Annotated in this window: 16 protein-coding genes and 1 pseudogene; 8 read left to right on the top strand and 9 right to left on the bottom strand. The window is 71.2% G+C overall.

Annotated elements, in window-relative coordinates:
- Positions 1–52: 52 nt before the first annotated feature.
- The 3 genes from ABZS58_RS32310 to ABZS58_RS32300 form a co-directional block, all read right to left on the bottom strand.
- Positions 53–2260: a molybdopterin oxidoreductase family protein gene (locus ABZS58_RS32310; RefSeq protein WP_354787026.1), complete on the bottom strand. Its 2208-nt coding sequence runs from the start codon at positions 2258–2260 to the stop codon at positions 53–55.
- Between the two features lie 263 nt (positions 2261–2523).
- The gene (locus ABZS58_RS32305) at positions 2524–4140 is read right to left on the bottom strand and encodes an ABC transporter permease (RefSeq protein WP_354787025.1); all 1617 of its coding nucleotides are present in this window, start codon (positions 4138–4140) and stop codon (positions 2524–2526) included.
- On the bottom strand, positions 4137–5033 hold the full coding sequence (locus ABZS58_RS32300) for an ABC transporter ATP-binding protein (RefSeq protein ID WP_354787024.1): 897 nt from the start codon (positions 5031–5033) through the stop codon (positions 4137–4139). The genes ABZS58_RS32305 and ABZS58_RS32300 overlap by 4 nt, the downstream gene beginning before the upstream one ends.
- A 71-nt stretch (positions 5034–5104) precedes the next feature.
- Here ABZS58_RS32300 and ABZS58_RS32295 point away from each other — a divergent pair, with 71 nt between their 5' ends.
- Positions 5105–5590, top strand: coding sequence for a MarR family transcriptional regulator (locus ABZS58_RS32295; RefSeq protein WP_354787023.1), 486 nt, complete (start codon positions 5105–5107; stop codon positions 5588–5590).
- Positions 5591–5661: 71 nt separating this feature from the next.
- Here the strand turns inward: ABZS58_RS32295 and ABZS58_RS32290 are convergent, their stop codons facing one another.
- Positions 5662–7782 carry a ThuA domain-containing protein gene (locus tag ABZS58_RS32290; protein ID WP_354787022.1) on the bottom strand — a complete coding sequence of 707 codons (2121 nt, stop codon included), beginning with the start codon at positions 7780–7782 and terminating at the stop codon, positions 5662–5664.
- Between the two features lie 951 nt (positions 7783–8733).
- Here ABZS58_RS32290 and ABZS58_RS32285 point away from each other — a divergent pair.
- The 3 genes from ABZS58_RS32285 to ABZS58_RS32275 all read left to right on the top strand — a co-directional run bounded on the left by ABZS58_RS32285 (position 8734) and on the right by ABZS58_RS32275 (position 14495).
- On the top strand, positions 8734–12108 hold the full coding sequence (locus tag ABZS58_RS32285) for a ThuA domain-containing protein (RefSeq protein WP_354787021.1): 3375 nt from the start codon (positions 8734–8736) through the stop codon (positions 12106–12108).
- A 91-nt stretch (positions 12109–12199) separates the two neighbouring features.
- On the top strand, positions 12200–13504 hold the full coding sequence (locus tag ABZS58_RS32280) for a hypothetical protein (protein ID WP_354787020.1): 1305 nt from the start codon (positions 12200–12202) through the stop codon (positions 13502–13504).
- A gap of 217 nt (positions 13505–13721) precedes the next feature.
- A complete protein-coding gene (locus ABZS58_RS32275; protein WP_354787019.1) occupies positions 13722–14495 on the top strand; it encodes a hypothetical protein in 774 nt (257 codons plus the stop codon).
- 110 nt (positions 14496–14605) lie between these two features.
- Here the strand turns inward: ABZS58_RS32275 and ABZS58_RS32270 are convergent, their stop codons facing one another.
- Both ABZS58_RS32270 and ABZS58_RS32265 read right to left on the bottom strand, forming a co-directional pair.
- Complete coding sequence (locus ABZS58_RS32270; RefSeq protein ID WP_354787059.1) at positions 14606–16267, bottom strand: GAF domain-containing protein; 1662 nt, start codon at positions 16265–16267, stop codon at positions 14606–14608.
- A 58-nt stretch (positions 16268–16325) separates the two neighbouring features.
- Positions 16326–16575: pseudogene (locus tag ABZS58_RS32265) on the bottom strand (LuxR C-terminal-related transcriptional regulator); the annotation flags it as partial.
- Positions 16576–16754: 179 nt separating this feature from the next.
- Here ABZS58_RS32265 and ABZS58_RS32260 point away from each other — a divergent pair.
- Positions 16755–17732, top strand: coding sequence for a nitroreductase (locus tag ABZS58_RS32260; protein WP_354787018.1), 978 nt, complete (start codon positions 16755–16757; stop codon positions 17730–17732).
- Positions 17733–17880: 148 nt separating this feature from the next.
- A complete protein-coding gene (locus ABZS58_RS32255) occupies positions 17881–18354 on the top strand; it encodes a hydrogenase maturation protease (protein WP_354787017.1) in 474 nt (157 codons plus the stop codon).
- 72 nt (positions 18355–18426) lie between these two features.
- Here ABZS58_RS32255 and ABZS58_RS32250 read toward each other — a convergent pair whose 3' ends face one another.
- Positions 18427–18750 carry an STAS domain-containing protein gene (locus ABZS58_RS32250; RefSeq protein WP_354787016.1) on the bottom strand — a complete coding sequence of 108 codons (324 nt, stop codon included), beginning with the start codon at positions 18748–18750 and terminating at the stop codon, positions 18427–18429.
- Between the two features lie 324 nt (positions 18751–19074).
- Between ABZS58_RS32250 and ABZS58_RS32245 the strand changes: the two genes are divergently transcribed.
- Positions 19075–19641, top strand: a complete 567-nt coding sequence (locus tag ABZS58_RS32245; protein WP_354787015.1) for a CBS domain-containing protein — start codon at positions 19075–19077, stop codon at positions 19639–19641.
- A 128-nt stretch (positions 19642–19769) separates the two neighbouring features.
- On the opposite strand, the gene ABZS58_RS32240 is transcribed toward ABZS58_RS32245, so the two are convergent.
- A complete protein-coding gene (locus ABZS58_RS32240; protein ID WP_354787014.1) occupies positions 19770–20522 on the bottom strand; it encodes an STAS/SEC14 domain-containing protein in 753 nt (250 codons plus the stop codon).
- 390 nt (positions 20523–20912) lie between these two features.
- On the bottom strand, positions 20913–21818 hold the full coding sequence (locus ABZS58_RS32235; protein ID WP_354787013.1) for a universal stress protein: 906 nt from the start codon (positions 21816–21818) through the stop codon (positions 20913–20915).
- Between ABZS58_RS32235 and ABZS58_RS32230 the strand changes: the two genes are divergently transcribed.
- Positions 21801–24143 (top strand): CHASE3 domain-containing protein, encoded by a 2343-nt coding sequence (locus tag ABZS58_RS32230; protein WP_354787012.1) that lies wholly within the window; start codon positions 21801–21803, stop codon positions 24141–24143. The two genes, ABZS58_RS32235 and ABZS58_RS32230, sit on opposite strands and share 18 nt — an antisense overlap.
- Positions 24144–24159 lie beyond the last annotated feature (16 nt).

Genomic DNA, 24159 nt, shown 5'->3' with positions numbered 1-24159 from the left:
GCGCGCGCGGCAACCTCCCCTCACCGCGAGGCGACCGGCTCGCGCGGGGCGGTCAGGCGGCGGGGGTGACGGTGACCGGGATGCCGTTGAGGACGCTGTTGCCCGACAGCGGGTCGATGGCGCGGTCGTCGGTGAGGATGTTGCTGTTGACGCCCGGGCGCGAGGCGGCGACCGAGGCGCGGGTGCCCGGCGCGCCGTGACCCCAGCCGTGCGGCAGGCTCACCACGCCCGGCATCACCGTGTCGGTGATCTCGACGGCGACGGTGAGCGTGCCGACACGGGAGGCGACCGTGGCCGCAGCGCCGTCGGTGAGGTCGAGGGCCGCCGCGTCGTGCGGGTGGACCTGCAGCGTGCACCGGTCGCGACCCTTCATCAGCGCCGGTACGTTGTGCATCCAGCTGTTGTTGGACCGCAGGTGCCGCCGGCCGACGAGCACGAGCCCGTCGCCGGGCCGGTCCAGGGTGTTCCGCAGCCGGGCGACGTCCGCCGCGACCGGCGCGGGGCACAGCTCGACCTGGCCGCTGGGCGTGCGCAGTACCTCAGGAATCCGCGGCTGCAGCGGGCCGAGGTCCACGCCGTGCGGCCGGTCGAGGAGCCCGCGCAGCGTCAGCCCTGCCGGGTCGGTGCCGAAGCCGTCGCCGTACGCGCCGAGCCGCAGCCGCACGTCGAGGATGCGCTCCATGGGTCCGTCGCCGTCGACGAGGGCCCGCAGGTCCGCGACGTCGCGGCCGGCCACCGGCGACTCCGGGTCGTCGACCGCGCGCTGCAGCAGCGACGTGAGCAGGCGCTCGTGGAGGTCCGCGCCGCCGCCGGCGAGCCGCGCGAGGATGTCGCACTCGTCCATGCCGCCCGGGTCCTTGGGCAGGACCGGCGGGGAGTACGCCGCCATGTTGCGCACGACGAGGGTCAGGAACGCGAAGTCGTAGTGCCCCACCCGCGCGGGGTCGGCCGGCGGCAGGATCACGTCGGCGTGCCGGGTGGTCTCGTTGAGGTAAGGGTCGACGCTCACCATGAACTCGAGCCCGGCCAGGGCCTCGTCGAGCTGCCCGCTGTTCGGCGTGGACAGCACCGGGTTGCCGGCGACCGTGATCAGGGCCCTGACCTGCCCCTCGCCGGGCGTGGTGATCTCGTCGGCGAGGGTCGCGACCGGCAGCTCGCCCTTGACCTCCGGCAGCCCGCGGACCCGGCTGGTCCACCGCCCGACCTTGAACCCCTTGCCGCCCGGCGCCGACGCCGGACGCGCGTGCGGGGCGAGGGGGAACATGACGCCGCCGGGCCGGTCGAGGTTGCCGGTGAGCACGTTGGCGACGTCGACCAGCCAGCTGGTCAGCGTGCCGAACTCGACCGCGCAGGTGCCGATCCGGCCGTACACGGCGGCGGACGGCGCGGCGGCGAGGTCCCTGGCGAGCCGGCGGATGTCGGCGGCCGGCACCCCGCACGCGGCGGCGACGGCCTCGGGCGCGAAGTCCTTGGCGAGGACCTCGACCCGCTCGACGCCGTCGACGTGCCCGTCGAGGCGGCCCAGCGCGACGAGCCCCTCGTCGAAGAGCGTGTGGACGAGCCCGAACAGCAGCAGCGCGTCGCCGCCGGGCCGGATGAACACGTGCTCGTCGGCGACGGCCGCGGTGCGGGTCCGCCGCGGGTCGACGACGACGATCCGCCCGCCGCGGGCCTGGACGGCGGCGAGCCGCCCGGGGAAGTCCGGCGCCGAGCACAGGCTGCCGTTGGACTCGAGGGGGTTCGCGCCGAGGAGGACGAGCAGGTCGGTGCGGTCGATGTCGGGCACCGCGATGGCGTCGGGGTTGCCGTAGAGATAGCCGCACGCGACGTGTTTCGGCATCTGGTCGACGGTACTGGCGGAGTACACGTTCCGGGTGCCGACGGCCTTGACGAGGGGGCCGCCGTACAGCGGCCCCGCCATCGTGTGGACGTTGGGGTTGCCGAGGTACACGGCGACGGCGTCCCGGCCGTGCAGCCCGGCGACCCGTCGCAGCCCGGTCTCGACCGCGGCGAACGCCTCGTCCCAGCCGACCTCGTGGTGCTCGCCGCCGGCGCCGCGCAGCAGCGGCCGGCGCAGGCGGTCCGGGTCGTGGACCACCTGGGCGAACGTCGCGCCCTTCGGGCAGACGAACCCGGCGCTGAGCACGTGGTCCCGGTCGCCGCGGGCCGCCACGATCCGGTCGTCGGCGACGGTGAGCTCCAGGCCGCAGACCGCCTCGCACAGCGGGCAGGTCCGGAAGGCCGTACGGGTGCCGTTCATCGCGCCTCACCGCCGTTGGTCGCCGAAGCCGTCGCGGTCAGCCTGACCCGTGAGACACGGTCCCGGCAAGCGCTACGGGAACCGCGGCATCGCCGGGTCGAGCGCGGCGATCCGCACGGTGCCCCGAGCGGCGTGGTACGCGACGAAGTCCTCGTCGATCCCGCGCCGCTCGCCCGGCCACAGCAACCTCATCGTCGCGGCCGTCCTTCCTCCTCGGTCCTGATGGGGACACGGGGCGACCCACGACAACGGTCCCCTGCGACTCAGGTGACGGGCACGCTCCGCCTGCGGAAGCCGGCCAGGCCCGCGACGACCAGCAGGACCGTGAGTGCGGTGAGGGTCAGCAGCGGAGCCGCCGTGACCGGGCCGCCGGGCACGTGCGGGATGTGGGTGAAGGGGGACACGTCCAGCAGCGGCTGGCTCAGCCGCAGCACGGCGCCGATCTGGCCGAGGACCACGCACACCGACAGCGCCGCCCAGCCGATCGCGGCCGCACGGCCGGGCATCAGCCCGAACATGGCGACGGTGAGCGCGGCGAGGACCCAGATCGCGGGTAGCTGCACCAGCGCGCCGGCCATCACGCGGGGGACCTCGCGGCCGACCTCGCGGCCGACCTCGCCGGTGCTCGCACCGTAGAACAGCCCGGCGGTGAGGCCGGTGACGAGCATGACGGCGGTCGGGCCGAGGAACGCGAAGACCAGGTGGCTGGCGGCCCACCGCAGCCGGCTCACGCCGGTGGCCAGGAGCGCCTCGCTGCGCAGCGCGGCCTCCTCGGTGCGCATCCGCAGCGCGGCGGAGATGCCGTAGGCGGCGACGGCGATCGCGCCGAAGCCGAGCGTCCCGGCCAGGAAGACGTCCGAGGCGCCGGACGCGCCGCCGATGCGCTCCAGGATCTCCTTGAGCTGCTCGTTGTCGGCGAGCAGGTCGGCGGAGGCCTTGGCGACCCCGCCGAACAGCAGGCCACCGACGATGCCGAGGCCGCAAAGCCAGCCGTACAGGGAGCCGCGGTGCAGCCGCCACGCCAGTGCGAGGGGGCCGGACAGGCTCGCCGCGGCGGACGCGGGGCCGAGGCTCGGCGGCAGCAGTCCGGCGCCGACGTCGCGGCGGGCGGACAGGCGCAGCGAGAGCAGGGCGAAGGCGGCGGTGGCGACGGCGATGAGGCCGAACACCCACCAGTGGTCGCCGGCATACGCGTGGACCTGGTAGATCCAGCCGAGCGGCGAGACCCACGACAGCCACGACAGCCCGCCGGCCACGTCGCCGGCGCCGCGCACGCCGAACGACGCGCCGAGGATCGCGATGCCGATGCCCCTGGCCGCGCCGGCGCCCTCGCTGAGCTGGGCGGTGATCGCGCCGATCGCGCCGAACAGGATGCCGGCGGACGCCCACGCGATGCCCATGGCGGCGGCACCGGAGGCGGGCGTGTCCTGGCTGATCATGCCGAGCGCGACGAGCGCGCCGACGATCAGGCTGGCGCCGGTCATGGTGACGAGGGCCGCGGCGACGGGCGCGTGCCGGCCGACGACGCCCGCGCCGATCAGCTCGCGGCGCCCGGCCTCCTCCTCGGCCCGGGTGTGCCGGATGACGAACAGCACGCCGATCAGCGCGAGGATCACGATGCCGGTCGCGGAGCGCCAGAAGATCAGCGCGCCGAGGCTCGGGTCGCTGGGCTTGGTGCCGTAGAAGAGCAGCAGCAGGGGGCTGCCGCCGAGGTCGTCGATGTAGCCCTGCCGCTCGGCGTCGGTCTTGAACAGCTGCGCGGTGCCGGACGCGAGGGACAGCGGCAGGATGCCGAGGAGCAGCATCCAGATCGGCAGCAGCACCCGGTCGCGGCGGACGATCAGCCGGGCGAGGGCTCCGGTGCCGGTGAAGGCGCTCATTTGGACGGCTCCGTCTCGTAGTGCCGCAGGAACAGCTCTTCGAGGGTGGGCGGCTGGCTGACCAGGCTGCGCACGCCGTGCGACGTGAGCTGCCGCAGGACGGTGTCGAGCTGCGCGGAGTCGACCTGCAGCCGCACCGTGTGGTCGTGCACCTGCAGGTCGTGCACGCCGGCGAGGTCGGCGAGGCCGTTGGGCGAGCTGCTCAGCTCGGCGGAGATCGAGGTGCGGGTGAGGTGGCGCAGCTGGGTCAGCGTGCCGGTCTCCACCGTGCGGCCCAGGCGGATGATGCTGACCCGGTCGCAGAGCGCCTCGACCTCCGACAGGATGTGGCTGGACAGCAGGACGGTGCGCCCGCGCTGCTCGGTCTCCTCCGCGATGACCTGCCGGAAGACCTCCTCCATCAGGGGGTCGAGGCCGGAGGTCGGCTCGTCGAGCAGCAGCAGCTCCACGTCGGAGGCGAGGGCGGCGATGAGGCCGACCTTCTGCCGGTTGCCCTTGGAGTAGGCGCGGCCCTTCTTGCGCGGGTCGAGGTCGAAGCGCTGGAGGAGCTCGTCGCGCCGGGCGCGGTTGACACCGCCGCGCAGCCGGCCCAACAGGTCGATGACCTCCCCGCCGGAGAGGCTGGGCCACAGGGTGACGTCGCCCGGCACGTACGCCAGCCGCCGGTGCAGCTCGACGGCGTCGCGCCACGGGTCGCCGCCCAGGAGCCGCACGGTGCCGCCGTCGGCGCGCTGCAGGCCGAGCAGGATCCGGATGGTCGTGGTCTTGCCCGCCCCGTTGGGACCGAGGAACCCGTGGACTTCGCCCTGCGTGACGGTCAGGTCGAGACCGTCCAGCGCGGTGGTCTGGCCGAACCGCTTGATCAGCCCGGTGACCTCAATGGAATTTTCCATGCTTCAGACGCTACACTTGTTTCACACAAGTGTGAAAGTTCGTGGAGGACAATTGACGGATGGAATCCCACATGCGAGATGAGGCGGCGTTGCGCGCGTTCGTCGAAGACATGGCGAGGCTGCTCGGCGACTGGGGCTTCCCGCGCATGGCCGGCCGGGTCGTCTTCACGCTCATGGCCGCCGACGAGCGGTCGCTGAGCGCCGGCGACCTCGCCGACCGCCTGGGCGTCAGCGCCGCGGCGATCTCCGGCGCGGTGCGCTACCTGTCGCACATCTCGATGGTGGTCCGCGAGCACGTCCCCGGCGACCGGCGCGACCGTTACCGGCTCGTCGACGACTCCTGGTATGAGGTGACCGTCGCGAAGATGACCCTGCTGAAGACCCTCGCCGACGCCGCCGGGGAGGGCGCGGCCGCGGCGGGCGGCGCAGGCACCACCGCCGGCGCCCGGCTCGCCGGGATGCGCGACTTCTACAACTGGGTCCAGGACCGCATGCCCACCCTGCTCGACCAGTGGGCCGAGGAGAAGGCGGCGGCCAAGGCCGAGTCGCCGGGCTGACCCACGGCCCCGGGTGGAAAAGCCGGAAGCCGGCGGGACGCATCCCACCGGCTTCCGGGTCCACTGTGGTCCTACTTCAAGGACTTCATCCAGTCCCGCAACTCGCGGGCCTGGCGGTCGAGTTCGCCACGCGCCGGGCCGGCGGCGGGCGAGCCGGCCAGCGCGATGATCTTGTTGAGCGACGTGACCGCGGCGTTGTGGTCCTGCCGCAGGTAGGCGGCCTGGGCATCGTCGAGAAGCGCGGTGGCCGCCGCGGCGGTCTCCGGGTCCAGCGTGCCGGCCGCGGTGCCGGTGGTGATCAGCGTGCGGGTCTGCCGGAAGGTCGAGCAGTTCGCCTCGGTCCGGCCGGCCGTCCAGTCGATGCCGGCCAGCAGGATCCTGGTGAAGTCCTCGCGGTAGTACTGCGCGCGATCGTGGCCGAGGATGAGCGAGAACGCGCGGCCGCCGTCATAGTTCTGGCACCAGGCGATCGGGTGGTCGCCGCCCATGAGCGCCATCGGCACGTTCGCGGCGTTGCCGCTGTTGAGGCTCCGGCGGTAGGACGACTCGTCGAGGCTCAGCAGCGTGTGCACCTCGGCCCGCGGGTTGTGGTCGAAGTTGTACAGCTCGTCGATGGTGAGCCAGGTCTTCGGCAGGTGCGCGGTGGCCGGGTTCGTGGGGTCCTCGGTGTTGACCCGCACGTTGATGCAGCTGCCGCAGGTGCCCTCGCCGTTCTGGCCGCCCGGGTGGTTGGTGAACCAGGCCCCGACCAGGTCGCGGTACCACGGCACGTTGTGGATCGCGTCGGACGCGCCGTGCAGCCCGACGAATCCGCCGCCGGCCTGGATGTATCCCTGGAACGCGGCCAGTTCGGCGGCGTTGAGCGCGTCGGACGCCGGTGCGCTGTTGGGGTTGGTCCCGTCCACCGGGGAGCCGAAGATGATCGTCTTGTACTTCGCCAGGTCGGCGGCGGAGGTGAACGGCGTGCTCGACAGCGACGCCGGGGCCAGCCTCGGGTCCCAGATGTCGACGTCGAAACCGTGCTGCTGGCCCCACTGCTGGACGAGCAGGGCGGTGTCCGCGATGTGGTCGTGCCGGAAGCCCTTGGTGGCCGAGAAGTACAGCACCCGGTAGGTGGCGCCGGGGAAGTTCGTCGAGGCCGCGAGCGGGATCGCCGGTGCGATCGGGTTGGGCCCGGCGGCCGGCGTGACGATCATGCCGGTCAGCGGATCGGCGGGGAGCTTCCCTGCCGCCTCGTCCTGCAGGTAGCGGGCGTCGCCGACGAGCGTGTCCCGGACCGTGCCGGAGATCGATCCGCCCTGCGCGGCGGCGACGAACTGGTTGAGGGCCCGCTTCGCCTGGTTGGTGTTGCCCTGCTCCGCGAGGCCCGCCGCCTCCGTCAGCTTGGCGCGCAGGCCGGCCCCGAGGTCCGCGCCGATCGCGCCGCTGGTGACGAAGCCGCCGATGAGGGTGTCGAGGTCGGCGAACGACGTGGTCACCACGAACGTCTGGTCGAACCGCGCCGCGTTGCCGGCGGCGTCGGAGGCCACCACGCTGATCGTGTGCGCCCCGGTGGCGAGGGTGGAGGTGGCGACGGGCAGCGGGGTCGTCTCGGTCTGGTCGATCCACATGCGGTGGATGAAGACGCCGCCGGAGCCGGGCGCGGGATCGGTCCGGGTCGGGATCAGCGTCGCGGTGTGGCCGACGCGCCCGTCGACGATGCCGGGCCAGCTGACCACCGGGGCGACGGTGTCGATCCGGACCGTGATGGTGCGGACGGCCTCGGCCGAGCCGTCGCCGCCGACCGCGCGGTAGCCGACCGCGGTGGTGCCCTGCTGGGTGATCTGCACCGAGCCGGTCAACGTCGAGGGGAGCGGGCCGGTCGCGGACACCGCGGTCTGGAACGGTGCCGTGGCGCCGAGCCGGTACTCCAGGCGCTGGACACCGTTGGCCGCGTCGGTCGCGGCCAGGTTCAGCGTGACCGGGCCCCGGTAGTAGTTGTTGGTCCCGGTGGGCGGTGCCGGGGTGAGCGTGGCCGGCGTGCTCGTCGGCGCGGCCCACGCCGGGACGGCGATGACGAGCGACCCGACGGACAGTGCCGCCACCGGCACGGCGGCGGCCAGGCCGCGTAACAGGTGCCGGCGGGAGTCTCTGCGGGCTCGGCTGGACGGATGTGACGCCAGGGCGCTGGTGCTCGGCGGTTGGCTGGGCATGGTGCTCCTTCCGGTTCAGGAACAGGAACAGGAACGGGACGGGGCTCGGACGGTGTCCGGTGCGGCCGGAAGGGTCCCGTCCCCTCCGGCCGCACCGGCCAACCACTCCCGCTTCGCCGTCTCCGGCTGTGGAGCGCACCCACAGCCGGACCCTCTGGACAGCGTTGCCGGAGAGCTCTCCCTGCCGCCGCGTGCGACGTCGGCTCTTGCGCATGCGTCGATGGCAACGGCGGTCCCAGCGGCGCGTCCTCGCGGACGGCCGTGGGATCAGCGCTGCTCGGCGGTCACGATGGCTCGTTCACATGATCGAAACGGTGCCGTCCCGTGGTCGACACAGTAGAAGCCTTCCGCTCGGAATGTCCAGAGCTTCGATGTCATATGAATCAAACTTTCATTCAACTCAGCAAAAGTGAGCTCACGGTCAATTGTGAAACTCTTTCAAGCCGCATCATCTGCGCTGGTGCATACCGATCCATCGTGAAATGCCAGGTGGCTTTTCGCCAGGTCTCGCAACATCTTCGACGCAGTTCGGTGCGACCTGTAACGCGATTCGCTCGTCATCCGCCCCTTCGAACAGGAGCATCCTCATCACCGCCGAGAGGACTCAGGGGGCCGTGTCGACGAGCAGTGAACTTTCGTTAGCAATATTAAAAGTTGGACCTGATCAAACCGAACTTTTGCTCGATCGACCCTTTCTTTTGATGGAACCGAGTTATACGGTGTCGGCTACAGGTTGACCGAGCCAGTCGCTCGCCCCGCTGAGCGGGATCCCGGCGAGCACTGACGCGCAGCTCGGTCATGCCTTTGCGGTTCGTACTCACCCCAAGTACGCCTCCCTCCGGGCGTGCCGCACCACCACACCCCGTAACACGACCGGACGTCGTCCGCTCGCGGCGCAGTGCCGCGGCTTTCGACGGTCCGTTCGTCTCGCACCCCTGCGGAGGAGGTCCCATGATCAGAGCTCAAGGCCGTCGCGTATCCGCGTACGGCAGCCTGCTCGCGCTCGTCGCAACCGTGTTGGTCGGGACGGCGTCGGCGTCCGCCCCGGCGGTCGCCGCGCCCCCACCGGCCAGTAATGGCATCCAGTACAAGGTTCTGGCGTTCACCAAGGCGGTCGGCACGAAACACGCGTCGACCTCGGCCGGCGTCAACGCGCTCAAGGAGCTCGGCAAGCAGCTCCGGTTCACCGTCATCGAGACCGACGACGCCAGGAAGTTCGACGAGGCCCACCTCAAGCAGTACCGGGTGGTCGTCTTCCTCAACACGTACGGCGACGTGCTCGACGCGACACAGCAGGCCGCGTTCGAGTCGTACTACCGCGACGGCGGCGGCTTCGTCGGCATCCACTCGGCGATCGAGACCGAGACGGACTGGCCGTTCCTCACCGACGTCCTCGGCACCAGGGCGGCAAGTTCGTCGAGCGTCTCCAAGGCCACGATCAAGGTGGCGGACCGCGTGCACCCGGCGTCGGGGAACCTGCCCGAGCGCTGGGAACGCACGGATCAGTGGTACAACTTCACGTCCAACGTGCGGGGCTTCTCGCACGTGCTGGCGACCGTCGACGAGAACACGTACAGCGGCGGCACGATGGGGCCCGACCACCCGATCACCTGGTGCAAGGACTACCAGGGCGGCCGCTCGTTCTACACCGGGCTCGGCGACACGCCGGCGAGCTTCGCCACGGCGGACCTGCGGGCCCACCTCGGCGGCGCGATCCAGTGGGCGGCCGGTCAGACCGACGGCGACTGCGGTGCGACCGTGCTGGCCAACTACCAGATGGACTACGTCGCCGCGCCGCCGAACGTCAGCGAGCCGATCGGCTTCGACGTGCTGCCCGACGGCCGCGTCGTGCAGACCGACCGCCGCGGTGGCGTCCGCCTGCACGACCCGGCGAAGAACACCACCCACCTGCTGGCGCAGATCCCCGTGTACATGGCCAGCGAGGACGGCATGTACGGCCCGGCGATCGACAACGACTTCGCCAACAATCACTGGGTCTACGTGTACTACTCACCGCTGACCCAGGAAGCGCCGTACCCGCAGACGACGCCGACCGCGAACGCGCCGACCACCGGCGCGGACCCGAGCGTCTGGGATCCGTGGAAGGGCTACTTCCAGCTGTCCCGGTTCAAGTTCGTCGACGGGCCGACCCCGACCCTCGACGTGACGTCCGAGCAGAAGATCATGAAGGTGCCGGTCGACCGCGGGGCCTGCTGCCACGTGGCCGGCGACATCACCTTCGACAAGGACAACAACCTGTGGATGGTGACCGGCGACGACACCCCGGCGGGTGGCGGCAACTCCGGTGGCTTCGCGCCGTTCAACGACATGCTCACCACGACCGGGCAGTACAACGCACCGTTCGTCGACGCCCGGCGCTCGGCGCTGAACACCAACGACCTGCGCGGCAAGGTCCTGCGCATCAAGGTCCAGGGTGACGGCTCGTACACGATCCCGAGCGGCAACCTGTTCACCGGCAACGAGGAGGGCGGCGGCAAGACCCGGCCCGAGATCTACGCCATGGGCTTCCGCAACCCGTTCCGCATCACCGTGGACAAGGACGGCGTCGCCTACGTCACCGACTACTCGCCCGACTCGTCGACGCCGCAGGTGAACCGCGGTCCCGCGGGCACCGGCCGGATGGAGATCGTGCGGAAGCCGGCCAACTACGGCTGGCCGCTGTGCTACTCGCCGACCCTGCCGTACTACCAGTGGAACTTCAACACCTCGACGCCGCTGGACACCCCGGCGAAGGCGTTCGAGTGCAACAACCCGGACCGTGGCCCGGCCAACACCTCGCGGTGGAACACCGGCCTGACCTACGCGCCGGCGATCGCGCAGCCGGACATGTGGTATTCGTTCCAGGACAACAACGCGGCCAACCCGCTCGGCACGCCCTGCGCGGCGTACTACATGCTGAGCCCGGCCGGCAAGTGCCCGCAGCTCTTCCCGGAGCTCGGCACCGGCGGCGTCGGGCCGCACGGCGCGGCCAAGTACGACTACGACGCGAACAACCCCAACCCGACGAAGTTCCCGGCGTACTACGACCAGTCCATCTTCTTCGGCGAGTTCACCCGCGACTACCTGCGGGAGATCCGTCTGGACTCGTCCGGCGGGATCTTCAAGATCAACGATCTGCTCAGCTGTGGCGCGGGACCGACCACGCCCGCCCGGCCGTTCCTGTGCGACAACCCCATGGACATGATGTGGGGCAAGGACGGCAACTTCTACCTGCTGACCTACGGTGACGGCTTCTTCAACATCAACCCCGACGCCGCACTGGTGAAGTTCAGCTACGTCAAGGGCACCCGGGCACCGGTCGCGAAGCTGTCGGCCACCCCGACCGACGGCGTCGGGCCGCTGACCGTCGCGTTCTCCAGCGAGGGCTCGATGGACCCGGACCCGAGCGACTCCATCAAGTTCGCCTGGGACTTCGACGGCAACGGCACGACCGACTCGGTCGACCCGAACCCGACGTTCACGTACACCACCAACGGGGTGTACACGGCCAGGCTGACCGTCACGGACTCCAGCGGCAAGACCGCCTCGGCCAACACGACGATCACCGTCGGCAACACCTCACCGACGGTCAAGGTCAACGTGCCGATCGAGGGCGGCCTGTTCGCCTTCGGTGACTCGATCCCGTTCAACGTCACGGTCACCGACCCGCAGGACGGGGCGATCGACTGCTCCCGGGTCGAGGTGACGTTCGTGCTCGGGCACGACAGCCACGGCCACGCGGAGACGACGGTCAACGGCTGTTCCGGGACGCTGCCCACGTCCGAGGAGGACGTCTCGCACGGCGGCAACGTGTTCGGCGTGATCAGTGCGTCGTACACGGACAAGGGAGGTCCCGGCGGCATCCCGGCGCTGACCACGGTCGAGCAGACGACGATCCGGCAGAAGAAGCAGGAGCTCGAGTTCGCCGTCGACCAGTTCGGCACCAACACGGCGGCGACCGCCGACACCGGCGGCGGGCTGCAACGCGGCAGCCTCGGCAGCGGTGACTGGATCGCCCTCAACGGCACGATCGACCTCAAGACCATCAACTCGCTGACGTTCCGCACGTCGGGTGGCAGCGGCGCGGCCGGAACCGGATCCGTCGAGGTCCGCCTGGACGCGGTCGACGGGCCGGTCCTGACCACGGTCACGATCGCGCCCACCGCGAACGCGACCACGTACGCCAGCCAGACCTTCCCGATCACTGACCCCGGCGGGGCACACCGGATCTACCTGGTGTTCCGTCCCGTCGCGGGTGGGCCGACGAACAACTTCTTCAACCTCAACTGGGTGGAGTTCGGCGGTCAGGGCGTCGGCGCGCCCTAGCACCATCCACCGGGGCGGGGTGCGACACCCCGCAGTGCTGGCACCCCGCCCCGGTCTGAAACACACGCACTACCAGTAGAAGGAGCAACACATGTCCGGAAAGATCAACCGCCGCCGGTTATTGGCCGGTGCCGGTCTCACGGCGGCCGCCGCGTTCACCCCGCTCGGCCCGGCCTCCGTCTTCTCCGCCACGGCGGCGAGCGCGGCCAACGGCCGGCTCATCCCCGGCGGCAAGCTCGGCACCATCACGTACAGCCAGCGTGACGTGCCGACCCGGATCGGCATCGCCGCGAGCGCCGCGCTGGGTGTGGCGCCGACGATGGGCTACCTGGGCGGCCGTAACTTCCCCAAGGACCCGACCGACCTCGGGCCGCTGGTGCCGCTGCCCGGCGGCTGGGTGGAGCTGTTCGAGTTCCTCGCCAAGGCCGGGTTCAAGCAGATCGAGTTCGCCGGTTACGGCCAGAACGCCGCGAACCCGGGCGGCGCCGCGCCGAACCCGGCACCGGGCGGCGTCACCACCCCGGAGGCGCGGGCGGCCTACCTGGCGTACGCCCAGACCCTGCGCGGTTTCCTCGACGCCTACGGCCTGGAGGCGATCGGCAACCACGGGTTCGTCCCGAACACCTGGAACGGCCCGGGCAGCGCCGGCGGCGCGATGACCACCCAGGACTACAACCGGCTGCAGACCGAGCTTGAGTTCGCGGCGATCCTCGGCATGCCGTTCATGGGCACCGGCAGCGACCCGACGAGCGCCAACAACCGCAACATCGAGCCGTGGACCCTCGCGGGCGAGAAGTGGTCGGCGCTCAACGAGATCAGCGTGGGGCAGTGGGGCATCCAGATGTACACCCACAACCACTCGCCGGCGTACAACTTCCTCCAGGACGGGCCGCTGGTCACCGTCACCCAGAACCGGATCACCGGCGAGCCGATCGCGCCGACCCAGGTCCGCGGCGAGTCGGGCAAGCGGCTCATGCAGCACTACCTCGATGTCACCAACCCCGACCTCGTCGTCATCGAGATGGACGTCTACTGGGCCCACGTCGCGCAGCACCAGCACCGCTGGCGCTACGACTGGGAGGGCAACCGCGTCCAGGACATCTTCGACCCGACCGCCCAGGTCGCCAAGCAGACCAAGCGGTACCCGCTGTTCCACGCCAAGGACGGCGACGCCACCGGCCAGGCCCCCGGCGTGGGTGACGGCTACTCGTGGATCCCGTTCGGCGACCCCCGCAGTGACATCAACTACGAGGGGTTCTACCGCAACATCGGCGCCAAGGGGTTCCACAACTCGAACTACGAGCAGGACAACGCCCCCGGCGGTAACGGCGACCCCGGCCAGTCACTGCGATTCGCCAGGATCAGCGCCGCCGGCATGACGAACCTGCGCGGCTGACCCGTCCGACCAGAGGTCCTTGGAGGCCGTCCCCGCCAGCCCCGGGGACGGCCTTCGGCCGTGTGCCCGCAGCCGTGCGCGGCGGACGGCCGAAGGTCACCACCCGGGAGGCCAGCGGCCGGTCCTTCCCGAACAGGACCTTCGTCCCTGCCGGTCGTGCGGATCCGCGAGGACCGTGGTGGATGACGGATCACCCGGGACACGAGGGGAGCGCGCCATGGTGGCGATCCATTCCACCGGCCGTGGCGCCGCGACACCGGCCGACGCCGCCGGCCGGTCACTGACGCAGGCGACGTTCGCCGCGCTCAACGCGCCGTCCGTCGGGGAAACGCAGCCGTGGCGATGGCGCGTCGACCGGGACCGGATCGGGCTGTTCGCGGACTGGGACCGGCAACTGGCCGACGTCGACCCGGACGGGCGGCTGCTGCTGATCAGCTGCGGGGCGGCCCTGCACCACGCCCGGGTGGCGCTCGCCGCCGAGGGCGTCGGTGTCGAGGTGCGGCGCTTCCCCGATCCCGGTGACCCGGCCCTGCTGACCGAGTTGCGCTGCACCGGTCCGATCGAGCGCCTGCCGGAGGCCGGGGCGCTGCACCGCGCGATCGCCGTCCGGCGCAGCGATCGGCGACCCTTCACCACCCAGCCGCCGAGCGACCGGCAGCTCGCACCGCTCATGGCGGCGGCCGAGCAGGCCGGCGCCGGTTCGTACACGCTCACCGGGAGCGACGTTCTGGGCAGTTCACCGGCCGGTGCCGCCTATGTCGTCATCACCACGCCGGGCGCCGCCGCCGGAGACTGGGTGACGGCGGGCGAAGCGGTGTCGGCGGTGCTGCTGAGCGCCACCACGGCCGGGCTCGCCTCGTCGCCGGTCGACGACGTGACAGCGCTGACGCAGGGCGTGCACCGTGCCCCGCACGCTGCCGCGGCGGTCCGCGTCGGCGTCGCCGGAAGAGTCGGCGCCCCATGGCGGCCGGAGCCCGAGGAGTCACCGTGACCTCGACCGTGGCCTCGACCGTGGCCTGGGATCAGGACTTCACCGACCGGCGGCCGGTCGCGGACGTCGTCGTCGGGGCGGGCCCGGGCTGACGGTGCCGTGGCGCGTCGTCACAAGGGGACGTGCCACGTGACGGTGGTGCCGGGTGCGGCTGGCTCGACCGTGCAGTCGCCGCGCAGATCGACCGCCCTGGCGCGCATGTTCGCCAGCCCGTGACCCGCCGAGCCGGGGTCGGCCGGGATGCCGCGGCCGTCGTCGGCGACGGTCAGCGTCAGCCTGGCGTGCGAGACCGCGACGGTGATCTGCACCGAACGGGCGTCGGCGTGCCTGGCGACGTTGCTCAGCGACTCGCGCAGCACGGCCAGCAGGGCGGTGCGCTGCGCGTCCGGCACGGCCGTGTCGATGGGTCCGTCGATGCGCAGCGCGGGCCGGTAGCCGAGCGCCTCGCGGGCCTCGTCGGCGAGGTCGCGGATCTCGGTGCGGAAGCTGTGCGGTGCGGGGCCGCGCAGCTCGAAGATGGCGCCGCGGATGTCACGGATGGTGGTGTCGAGGTCGTCGACCACCCGGTCGATGCGCTGCCGCACGTCGGCCTGCCCGGACAGCCTGGTGGCACCCTGCAGCTGCATGCCGGCCGCGAACAGCCGTTGGATGACGACGTCGTGCAGGTCGCGGGCGATGCGCTCCCGGTCGCCGACGACGGCGAGCATCTCCCGCTCGTCCTGCGCGCGGGCCCGTTCCAGGGCCAGCGCGGCCTGCCCGGCGAACGTCTCCACCATCGCCAGCTCGAGGCCCTCGGCGATCGGCACGCTGTCCTTGCGGTAGGCGACGACGAGGACGCCGAGCGCGACGCCGCCGACGGCGAGCGGCACGAGCAACGCGGTGCCGGTCGACAGCAGCACTGGCCAGCTCGCGGCCGCCCCGAGGTCGGTGACGACGGACAGCTGCTGGCGGTCGAGCACCTCGGTGAACTCGCTGCCGGACACGGGGATCGACCAGCCGGCGGCGTCCGGCCCGCCGACGGAGACCTCGACCGTGAGCCGCTCCGCGGTGTTATCGGCGAGCAGGACCATCGTCAGGTCCGCGCCGGCGACGTCCAGCGCGCGGGTGGCGACGAGTTCGAGTGCCTCGGTCCTGCGCACCTCACCCAGCAGGACCGACGTGATCTCCGCGGCCGCCATCAGCCAGCGCTGCCGACGCTCCGCCTGCGCGTAGAGGCGGGCGTTGTCGATCGCGGCGCCGGCGGCGACGGAGAGCGCCGCGACGAGGTCCTCGTCGTCCTGTGTGAACTGCTCACCGCCGCGCTTCTCCGCCAGGTACAGGTTGCCGAACACCTGATCGCGGATCCGGACCGGCACACCGAGGAAGCTGTGCATCGGCGGGTGGTTGGGCGGGAAGCCGTACGCGCGGGGGTGCTGCGTGATGTCATCGAGGCGGATCGGCCGCGGCTGCTCGATCAGCAGGCCCAGGACGCCGTGCCCGCGGGGCAGGTCCCCGATCTCGGCACGCTCCCGCTCGGTCACACCGTGGTTGATGAACTCGACCAGCATCCGGTCCGGCCCGATCACGCCGAGCGCGCCGTACCGGGCGTCCGCGAGCTGGCAGGCGGCCCGCACGATCCGGTCGAGGGTGCTGTGCAGGTCGAGGTCGGAGCCGATCCCGACGACAGCGTCGAGCAGTGCGCGGAGCCGCTCACGGCTGGTCATGACCTCACCGACGCGGGTCAGCAGCTCCTGCAGCAGCGAGTCGAGGTCCACCCGGGACAGCGACGGCAGCGGCAGCGACGGCTGCCAGTCGGCTTGATCGTCGGTCACAACTGGATCGTATTCGGGGTCAGGACTTGTCCAGCAGCCGGGAGGCGAGGACGGCCGCCTGGGTGCGGCGCTCGAGGCCGAGCTTCGCCAAGCAGGCTCGAGACGGAGTTCTTGACCGTCTTCTCGGCCAGGAACATCCGCTCGGCGATCTCGCGGTTGGTGAGGCCCTCCGCGATGTGCCGGAGGATCTTCAGCTCCTGATCGGTGAGGCCCTTGAGCTCGTCGGGCTGCTCGGGACCCTTGCGGATGCGGTCGAGGACGCGGGCGGAGGCCACGCCGGTGCAGGACCCCTGGATCCGGACCGCACGACGGCTTCGTGCGACACGCCGTTGCGGAACCCGGCCGGGAGATCGCCGCAGGCGGAGGGGCGTGGTCTGCGCTCAGGCCCAGATCGGGACCTTCTGCCCTGGCCGTCGCGGCAGGACCCGGGCAATGGTGGAAGAGGACAATGGACCTGGCCGAGGAGGTCGCGATGACCGCCGTGAACATGTGGTCCGAGGCCACCTTTGTGGCAGCGGTCGGTGACGCCGTCTGGGCACCGTCGATCCACAACAGTCAGCCGTGGAGGTTCCGGCGCACGAGCGACGGTATCGATGTGCTGGTCGACCGCCGTCGCGGCCTGCCGGTGTGCGACCCGGACGGACGCGCGGCGCGCGTCTCGTGCGGCGCCGCCGCCTACAACCTGCGGCTGGCGCTCGCCGTTGCCGGAGCGCCGGCGGCATGGACCGCCGGAACGGGTGATGCGCTGGTCCATCTCGTGCCGGGCAGTCGCCGACCGGCCACGCCGCTGGAACGTAGCCTGCATCGGCAGATCCTGCGCCGCCACACCAACAGGAGCCCGTTCGCGGACGTCCGTGTCGAGCCGGGCATCATGGTGCAGCTGGCAGAGGCAGCCGGCGACGAGGGTGGCTGGCTGCACCTCGTCGACGGCGTGCCGGCCCTGGAGACGGTGGCGCTGCTCACCCGGAAGGCCGACGCGCAACTGCGTGCCGATCCCGCCTACGTCGCTGAACTGCGCCAGTGGACCCTGGTCGCCGACGATGACGTTCAGGGCATCGGGCGGCACGCCTGCGGCGCGGCGCCGCATGACGCCGAACTGATGACCCGCCGTGACTTCGGGGGACCCGCACAGGAGGTCACCCGTGATCCCACACCCCACCCGGTGATCGCCGTCCTCGGTTTCCACGGCGAATATCGCGTGCACGACGTACAGTCCGGCATGGTGCTGCAGCGCGTGCTGCTGCGCGCCGCCGATCTCGGTCTGGCTTCGGCGATGTATTCGCAGCCCGTCGAAGTGCCCGCGGTCCGTGAGCAGCTGCGGCTGGCCCTGCATCGTGCCTACGCCCCGCAGCTCGTCCTGCGGTTCGGATACGCGCCGACGACGTGTTACACGAACCGGCGTCCGGTCGAGGACGTCATCGACTGATGGGTGCCAATGTCAAGTGCGCGGTGATGCTCGCCCATCACCGGCCCGGCCTGCCGGATCACAGCGCCTGCCAGGGAGTGCGAGCCGTGCGGCAACGTCTGTGTCACCGTCGCGAGGGGCACGCCGTGGAGCGGAACGGGCAGTGGCCATGAGACCCGCCGTCGTCATCGGCATCGGCAACCCGTTCCGGCACGACGAGGGTGTCGGGCCCGCGGTCGTGCGTGAACTGCGCGAGCAGGGGTGCCCCGGCGTGACCCTCGCGGAGAGCGACGGCGAGACCGCGGCGCTGATCGCGATGTGGGACCGGCGGCGACTCGCCATCGTGGTCGACGCCATCCACGCCGACCCGGCCCGGCCCGGCCGGATCCACCGCCTCGTCGTGCCCGACCCGCGCGCCGGGCACCGGGCGGGCAGCACCAACGGCGCCGGCCTCGGTGCGGCGGTGGCGCTGAGCCGGCAGCTCGGCCGATCGCCCGAATGGATGGTGGTCTACGGTGTCGAGGCCGCCGACACGAGCTTCGGCGTCGGCCTGAGCGATCCCGTGCGCGCCGCGCTGCCCGGCCTCGTCGCGGCGGTACGCCGCGAACTGCAGGCCGATGTCGATGTCACAGACGTGACGTGAGGTGCATCGCGCTGCCGGGCCGGCTTCCCGCCGTCGACGGGCGGGTCCGCGGCGTCGTCCCGGCCACCTCGGTCATTGCGGTGACTCGCTGAGCCTGAGCACCTCGGTGAGACCGGTGATGTGCAGGCGCTGGTGCAGCGTCTCGCTGATCCCGTCCAGGACGAGGTGGCAGCCGATCTGACGACAACGTTTGTCGGCCGAGACCAGCGCGCCGAGGCCGGCGGAGTCGACGAAGGTGACCTGCCCCAGATCGACGCGCAGGTGTGGCGGATGGGCGGTCAACACGGCGGCGACCGTGTCACGCAGCTGCGCCGCGGTGTTCTGGTCGAGCTCGCCCCACAGGGTGATCACAACCTGTGCGTCGGAGCCGGTGCGGACCTCGACCGATAACGCCACGGCTCACCTCGGATCTCATGTGCGAAAGCCGACAATATCGGCTGCCGTGACAACCGCAACCGTTGCGGTACCGCAACCGTGTGTGGCCGCAGCGGGTCATGGAGTCGCCCCGGGCCGCTGAGGCGGGGGACAAGCGGGTGACGCCGTCACGAACCATGCCCCGCCCGCCCGTCCCGGGATCAGACTGCGCACAGCGGTGGTGCTGCTGCTGGACCGGGTCGAGAGCCCGGCGCGGCAGCGCGCGGCCACGCCGGCCCGGGCGGCTCTGGACGATGCCGGTCTGCCACACGGCGGCTGACCGGGTTCACACTTTGAGGAGGACCGATGCATGCGAAGGACATCATGAGCACCCCGGCCCACACGGTGCATGCCGACGCACCCGTCGGGGACGCGGTGGTGCTGCTGGAACGGCATTCGTTCACGGCGGTGCCGGTCGTCGGTGACGACGACACCCTGATCGGGATGATCAGCGAACGTGATGTGTTACGTCAGATGGCCGCAGGCGGGATGCCGCGGCGCGTCCGTGATGTGATGTCCAGCCTGCCGGTGACGGCCTGGCCGGACGCCGACCTCGCCGACGTCGCCGCTGTCATGGTGCAGCGTGACGCCCACACCGTGCCGGTCGTCGCCGAGGATCACGTCATCGGCGTGGTCAGCCGCAGCGACGTCCTGCGGACCCTGCTGCCGACCGACGACGCCGCACAGCGGGAGGCGCAACGCCGCCTCGACGCCTACGCCGGCGGTCAGCGGCGTTGGCCGGTCGCCGTGCATGACGGGAGCGCCACCGTCGACGGCCGCTTCGATGACGACACGGAAAAGGCGGTCGCCGAGGCACTTGTGCGGACCACACCCGGGATCGCCACCGTCGGCGTCACGGCCAGGGCCGCTTGAGCTCACAGCTCCCGCCCGGTCGGTCCGCCCGCTGATCGTTCCGGCGGCTCCGGCAGGCGGCCCGCAGACACGTCGAGCCCTGGTGCGGTGCCTGAGGTGCAGTGCTTCAGGTTGCAGTGCTTCAGGTCTCAGTGTTTCGGGGGAGCGGCCGAAGCCCAGGCGATCGCGTCATCCAGGTCGTCGTAGCCGAAGTGCCGCAGCTCGGCCCGGACGAAGTGGTTGGCCAGATGCGGTGCGACGTCTGCCACGGCACTGTCTGCGGCCACCGCGACCCGGCCGATCCTGCGGTGGTGGTCGCGGACGAACCGGACGTGTCTCAGCATGCTGCCGAGATTTTCCCAGCCCGGAAAGGTGCGAGCGTGCATGACGATACCGGTGATCCGGTCGTGGGTCGTCAACCAGCCGTCAGCGGTCGCGGCGAGAGCACTGAAATCCTGCGCCCTCAACGGCTCGGTGACCTCGACCACGATGACGCCGGTGCCGGGGATGAGGTGGTGCTCGACGCCGGGTCCTTCGGGCAGTGACTGCAACCAGTCCAGCGCGGCGGTCCGGCCGCGGGAGTCGAACACGTGCACCGGGCACGGCGTCAGGAACGCCAGGAGCCGGGTCGTCTCCCGGATCCAACCCGAGTCGGTCACGACCGCGCAACCTTCGAACGTGCGCGATGACCCGATCCCGACCTTGGCCTCCTCCCATCCGGCGGCGGGTGTGAAGCCCCGGAAGTCGGACCCGAGCTCGAACAGCAGACGGATGCGCCGACCGTCGCGCCGTGCGCTGTCGACCAGCGTCACCACGCTGCGTTCGTAGTCGTCCTTACGGACCAGCCCAGTGGCCCTGACGGCGTCCACCCCGGCCGGTGTGTCCATGAGGTTCTCCAGCATTGTTCGCTCCTTCACCTCTCCTGCGCGTCGGCCCGCGCGGGGATCTGCTCGGCCGGTTCCCCCGGCCACGGTGACTGCGACGGGACCGGGCCTGTCTTCGCCGGCACCCCGGTCGCTCAAACGGGGTCGGCGCTTCGGGGAAAGGACCGTGTCCGATCGTCGTCCGGCAACGAACCGTCGGACGGACGACTCCGTCATCGCATGGTGGTTCCGTGGAACCAGGGTCGGCCCAACCGCAGATGGCATCCACCGGAGTCATCGCCCCCCGCAGCACGGCAGCTGTCGGACCGGCCCTGCACAATGCCTCCGATCCTCTGGCGACCGCCGGGACCGAGGGGACGCCCCGGCGGTCGACGGTCACGCCCGCACGAAGAACAGTGCCGCCGTCGCTCATGCATTCACCCTCTTCGAATGACGGATGACAGCGACCGGGCACGCCGCATGGTGTATGGCGGCCTGTGACACGGAGCCCAGCAGCAGTCCCGAGAAACCGCCCCGGCCGCGGGAGCCGACCACGAGCAGCCGTGCTCCGGCGGACAGGTCGACGAGCACCTCCGCTGCCCGCCCGCGTACCGTCGTCGTGCGAACGTCCACGTCCGGATACCTCTCCCGCCACCCGGCAACCGACCGGGCCAGGATGCGCTGTTCCTCCTCGCGCAGATCGCCGGCACCGTGCGTCAGCGGCAGCAGATCTTCGGTATGTCGCGCGGACCCCGGCCACCGATGCGCCAGCACCGCGGTCAGGCCGATCCCGGCCGATGATGCCTGTTCGAATGCGAACCGCAGTGCGGCGTCGGCGTTGTGAGAGCCGTCGATGCCGATCACGACCCGGTCCGCCTCGGGGCCGGCCGGCTGGTCCGTGTGCCGCACGACCACGACCGGACATGGGGCGTGCGCGGCCACCTGGACGCCGACCGAGCCCAGGATCAGCCCGGCGAAGCCGCTGTGGCCGCGGTTGCCGACCACGACCTCGCAGGCGTGCCCGGCCGCGCGCACGAGCGCCGCCGCGGCCGACTCGACCTGCGTGCCGGTCGTGACGTGGACCTCCGGTGCCGCCTGTCTCGCCCGGTCAGCGGCGTCGGCGACGACGCGCCCGGCGATGGCCTGGAATCCCAGTTCATACGGGGACGGCACCGGCGTGGGGACTGTCGTGTAGACGGGTGGCCATACGAACGCGTACAGGATGTGCAGCGCCAGGCTGCGACGCACCGCATCCTCGGCGGCCCAGGCGACCGCCTCCAGGCTCGGCGGGGAACCGTCGACACCGACGACGACACTGTGCTCCGTAACCATCATGGCCTCCGCGACGCTGGTGACCTGACCGCCGCCACCGCTGAAACCACCGTAGGCACCTGCGACCCGCCGTCGACAAGGCTTTTCCTGTCCCACAACCCGCGTGAGCAGCGTCGACAACAGGTGCTCCGCCGGCCGCGACACGCGGAAGCGGCAGGACGTACGGCGTTATGCTCGTATGGAGCGCCAGGTGTACGGGGAAAGCACACCGCTGCCGGCTGTCATGTGCGTCGGCCGATCTGGCGATCCGCCACGTGGAGATGCACAGTGAACGCGCCCGACTCGAGGTCGGCCAGGCGACCGGCGCGCACGGCGTTCTTCGGCGCCGGCCTCACCCATCAGGTGATCGTCATGTGCCTGGCGTTCACCGCGACCTTGATCGCGGTGCTGGTCGTGATGATGGCCATGACCGCGAATCTGGACGAACGCGTCCGGTCCGCCCGCGGTGCGCAACAGGCGCTTTCCGATGCCGGGCGACTGGAGGGATCACTGCTGGCGGTCGAGAGCAGTGAACGTGGCTTCATCATCACCCGCGATCAACGATTCATGCAGTCCTGGGAGCGGGCCCGTGCCGCGATCCCGCAGCAGGCCGCGCAACTCGCCGTGTCCTCCGCCGGCAACCCGTCGCTGCGGGTCCTCGTCCAGCATCTGAACGGGCAGATCGCCGCCTACCTGAACGAGGACTCGGTGCCGTCGATGCGCGCCTACCTCGCGGGAGGGGCGGGACCCGACGATGCGCGCCTGCTCGACACCCAGAGCCGTCTTGACGCGATCCACGCGGGATTCGCACAGTTCAGCACCATGCAAACCAGGGACGCGGCTCGACAGGCGGCGGCCGAGCACGCCGATATCGTCTGGGCCAGGGCTGTGGCGGTGACCGGGCTCACCGGCTCGATCGTCGTCGTGGTGAGCTTCGCCGTGTTCGTGAACCGCCGGATCGTCCGCCCGGTCCGCGCCGCTGCCGGCACCGCCGACGACCTGGCCAGTCGCACGCTGTCCGCTCGCATGCCCGAGGACGGACCCGGCGAGGTCGGCGTCCTGCAACGGTCCTTCAACGCCATGGCCGTGTCGCTGGAGGATCAGCATCATCGTCTCGGTCGGCTGGTGTCCGAGCAGAGCGCCCTGCGGCGGATCGCAACGCTCGTCGCCTGTGGTACACCGCCGGACGCGGTGTTCACCGCGATCGCCGAGGAGGTCGGATGGCTGCTGCGGGCGGAGGCGACGATGCTCCTGCGCTTCGAGCCGGACGGCCTCGCAACCGTCGTCGCGGCGTGGGGCAGGGGAGACCCTCCCGCGGTGATCGGCACACGGACCGCCCTGCACCCGCACGGCGTCGCCGCGCACGTCTATGCCGAGCAGCGGCCGTGGCTGGCCGCCGTCGGCGACGGCACGCCGCTGACCGACCCGTTTCTGACCGAGCACCGCATCACGACCTCGGTGGGTGCGCCGATCATGGTGCAGGGCATTTCGTGGGGCGCCCTGGTCGTCCTGGCCCGGGACAAGGAACACCTCCGCACAGAGGACGTCGCCCGGACCGCCGACTTCACCGACCTCGCCGGCGTGGCGGTGGCAAACCTGCAAGCTCGCTGCGATCTGGCGGCCGCCAGCGTCCGGATCGCCGATGTCGGCGACGAGGCGCGCCGCAGAATCGAGCGTGACCTCCACGACGGCACGCAGCAACGCCTCCTCGCGTTGCTGCTCGACCTTCGCCGGATTCAGAAGCAGGCGTCCACGGGCTTGGCCGACGTGCCCGCCGAGCTGGCCACGACGAGCGCCGACCTCGCCTGCGCACTGGACGAACTGCGGGAGCTCTCGCACGGCATCCACCCCGCGATCCTGACCGAACGCGGCCTCGGCGCCGCACTCCGGACACTGGCCCGTCGCTCATCGGTGCCGACCGAACTGGACATTCGTCTCCAGGGTCGGCTGCCGGCAAGCATTGAGACCAACGCCTACTACATCATCGCCGAAGCGGTCACCAACGCTGTCAAACACGCCAACGCCTCGTACATCCGCATCGTTGTCGTATCCGATGAGCACACGCTGCGGATATGTGTCGAGGACGACGGTGTCGGCGGCGCCGAACCGAGCGCCGGTTCGGGCATCCGCGGTCTGAGCGACAGGATCGCCGCCCTCGGCGGCAGCAGCCGGCTCATCAGCCTGCCCGGGCACGGCACCACACTGCAGGGCACCATCCCGTTGCCGGAGCGCCCCGCCCCGCAGACCCGCACCGGCCAAGCGGCACCTGCCGTGCACTCCGGTCGCGCCGCGAGCAGGCTCAAGACGACGGCCGATCTGGCGATGCCGTCCGACGCCGCCGCGACCTGACGAGCGTGCCGTTCCC

Source organism: Dactylosporangium sp. NPDC005555, assembly GCF_040605635.1.
Taxonomy (GTDB): domain Bacteria; phylum Actinomycetota; class Actinomycetes; order Mycobacteriales; family Micromonosporaceae; genus Dactylosporangium.
This window is presented reverse-complemented; position numbering and strand designations above follow the sequence as displayed.

What these genes read in the sequence shown, in the direction of transcription:
- ABZS58_RS32310 (WP_354787026.1), bottom strand. Translation starts at nt 2,260, where the DNA reads ATGAACGGCACCCGTACGGCCTTCCGGACCTGCCCGCTGTGCGAGGCG.
- ABZS58_RS32305 (WP_354787025.1), bottom strand. Translation starts at nt 4,140, where the DNA reads ATGAGCGCCTTCACCGGCACCGGAGCCCTCGCCCGGCTGATCGTCCGC.
- ABZS58_RS32300 (WP_354787024.1), bottom strand. Translation starts at nt 5,033, where the DNA reads ATGGAAAATTCCATTGAGGTCACCGGGCTGATCAAGCGGTTCGGCCAG.
- ABZS58_RS32295 (WP_354787023.1), top strand. Translation starts at nt 5,105, where the DNA reads ATGCGAGATGAGGCGGCGTTGCGCGCGTTCGTCGAAGACATGGCGAGG.
- ABZS58_RS32290 (WP_354787022.1), bottom strand. Translation starts at nt 7,782, where the DNA reads ATGCCCAGCCAACCGCCGAGCACCAGCGCCCTGGCGTCACATCCGTCC.
- ABZS58_RS32285 (WP_354787021.1), top strand. Translation starts at nt 8,734, where the DNA reads ATGATCAGAGCTCAAGGCCGTCGCGTATCCGCGTACGGCAGCCTGCTC.
- ABZS58_RS32280 (WP_354787020.1), top strand. Translation starts at nt 12,200, where the DNA reads ATGTCCGGAAAGATCAACCGCCGCCGGTTATTGGCCGGTGCCGGTCTC.
- ABZS58_RS32275 (WP_354787019.1), top strand. Translation starts at nt 13,722, where the DNA reads ATGGTGGCGATCCATTCCACCGGCCGTGGCGCCGCGACACCGGCCGAC.
- ABZS58_RS32260 (WP_354787018.1), top strand. Translation starts at nt 16,755, where the DNA reads ATGGACCTGGCCGAGGAGGTCGCGATGACCGCCGTGAACATGTGGTCC.
- ABZS58_RS32255 (WP_354787017.1), top strand. Translation starts at nt 17,881, where the DNA reads ATGAGACCCGCCGTCGTCATCGGCATCGGCAACCCGTTCCGGCACGAC.
- ABZS58_RS32245 (WP_354787015.1), top strand. Translation starts at nt 19,075, where the DNA reads ATGCATGCGAAGGACATCATGAGCACCCCGGCCCACACGGTGCATGCC.
- ABZS58_RS32240 (WP_354787014.1), bottom strand. Translation starts at nt 20,522, where the DNA reads ATGCTGGAGAACCTCATGGACACACCGGCCGGGGTGGACGCCGTCAGG.
- ABZS58_RS32235 (WP_354787013.1), bottom strand. Translation starts at nt 21,818, where the DNA reads ATGATGGTTACGGAGCACAGTGTCGTCGTCGGTGTCGACGGTTCCCCG.